This is a genomic window from Peptoniphilus sp. oral taxon 836 str. F0141 (genome assembly GCF_000179335.1).
Classification (GTDB): domain Bacteria; phylum Bacillota; class Clostridia; order Tissierellales; family Peptoniphilaceae; genus Peptoniphilus_A; species Peptoniphilus_A lacrimalis.
In genome coordinates, this window is sequence record NZ_AEAA01000143.1 from 1 (window position 1) to 2,152 (window position 2,152).

Genomic DNA, 2,152 nt, shown 5'->3' on the forward strand with positions numbered 1-2,152 from the left:
GTATAATTAAACTAATAAATACAAAAGAGGTGAACAATTTGAGTGCCATTTTAATAGATAATTTAACCAAAAGAAGCAGACGTGAAACTCTTTTAGATAACTTAAATTTAGAAGTTCTTGATGGGGAATTTTACACTCTTCTAGGCACAAAGGACTCTGGTAAAGAAACTCTAACAAAGATTCTAATGGGCTTTTTGAAAGCAAATAGTGGACAAGCTCTTATTTATGATATGGATACATTTAAAGAATCTAAGGAAATCAAAGAAAGTGTAAGTTTTGTTAGTAAAGAGATATTTTTACCAGACAATATGAGGGCTATGAGCGTCTTTAAAAAAACTCTAGCTAGCCACAATTTAAAAAGTACGGAAGATATTGATTTATTAGCAAAGTACTTCGATTTCGACCCAAGATATAAATTTGGAGAAATGAATGAAAGAGAGAGAAAATTATTACAGATAATAAATGCCTTAATTATAAGACCTAGACTTATTATTTTAGACGACCCGACAAATAGTCTTAATGCAGATGATAAGGACTTATTATTCAGTCATTTAGTAAATATTAACAGGGGCGAAGGTACTACTGTTTTTCTTTTAACTGATTCTTTAATTGAAGCAAAAAAATATTCAAAAAGAATAGCTTATATGTATAAGGGTCAAATTAAAGATGTGGAATTTAATAATGAAAAAACCACTTATGATAAGATTTTAAAGATTGATAATTACAGAGGAAATTTATCATATTTTACACAAGCTGGTGCAAGACTTATTAAAGATTCAGATGCACAAACCATCCTTTACTATGATGGTGATTTAACTAAACTTTCCGAAGTCATTTATGATGAAAGACTTGAAAATTATACTTTGGAAAATGCCAATTTAGAAGATAAACTCTGTGCATATTATGAAGATGCAAAATTTAAAGAAATAAGAAAAAAAGATAATATAAAGAAAACAGATTTCACTGAAAGTAAAGATATTTCTGTAAATACAAATATTCCTCAAGAAAATATTGACAATGACAAAACATTTATAAAAGAAGAGCCTATAGAAAATAATATAGATGCTGAGAATAATCAAAACAATAAAAGCGAAGAAATTTTTTCAACATCTGAAAATGCCAATGATGATTTTCAAAACACAAATATTATTTTAGGTGATAAGAATGACACTTCTAGTGCCTCAAACCAAGACACAATAGTTATAAAAAAAGGTAAAGAAATCGACCTTTCTGACAAGAAGGAGGATCAAGAATGATATTTTCAATGGAATTTAAAAATAACTTTGCAAAACTTATTGCATGGGCAATAGTTATAATAATATTAACAGGTCTTATGATTGCATTTTTCCCTCTTCTTGTAGAGCCTCAAATGACAAGTATAGTTGAATCTCTACTAAATTCTTTAAGCTCAGCTCCAAAATCAATATTAGGATTTGAAGAAGGTTTTGATATAACAAGCATTGCTGAATATTTATCTTTAGTTTTCCATTATATAGGAATTCTTATCTATATATTTGCAATGCAAATAGGTGCAAATTCTTTATCAAAAGAACAAGGAAGCGGAAATATTTCATATATTTACTCAAACCCAATTTCTAAATCAGATATAGTTACTGGAAAACTTTGTGCCAATACAATAGTTTATATAATATTTTTAGCTATAATAGGAATTGCTACATTTGGTTTATTATGTGCAGTTAAAACTCTTGGAATTAACCAAGAATATATTTCCAATTTTACAACCTTTGACATTATTGAAAGCATTGTTAGAATATTTATCGGACTCTTCGCTGGTGGACTTGTCTTTATGTCACTAGGATTTTTATTTTCAAGTTTTTCACAAAGCTCAATCCATGCCGATGCAGTCAGCACATTATTTATATTACTTGTTATACTATTTACAATAATAGGAAAAGTTGTGGGCGGAAGTCTTTTGACACTTGCAAGCTTTTTGCCTTTGGAAGCTTTTAAACCCTACTATTTTATTTCAGCAAATATAAATATTGCAGCTTTAGGAATAAATTTAGTATTATTTATAGTATTTATAATACTAACTTATCTAGTATATAATTCAAAAGAGCTTAAATATTAATTTTTTTTAATTATTAAGGGACAGTCCTAAAGGACAGTCCCCTTTTTCGTATCAATATTT

Annotated in this window: 2 protein-coding genes; both read left to right on the forward strand. The window is 28.1% G+C overall.

Translation table 11 applies throughout. The annotated features are described in order from the left end of the window. Window positions 1-1,256 (forward strand): ATP-binding cassette domain-containing protein (locus HMPREF9131_RS07890; protein ID WP_232202607.1); only part of this gene is annotated, 1,256 nt, incomplete at its 5' end. Then, window positions 1,253-2,092, forward strand: a complete 840-nt coding sequence (locus HMPREF9131_RS07895) for an ABC transporter permease subunit (protein ID WP_009346351.1) — start codon at window positions 1,253-1,255, stop codon at window positions 2,090-2,092. The genes HMPREF9131_RS07890 and HMPREF9131_RS07895, both read left to right, overlap by 4 nt. Window positions 2,093-2,152: the final 60 nt, after the last annotated feature.

Excerpts from the sequence above, each read along its gene's own strand:
- HMPREF9131_RS07895 (WP_009346351.1), top strand. The coding sequence starts at position 1,253 with ATGATATTTTCAATGGAATTTAAAAATAACTTTGCAAAACTTATTGCA.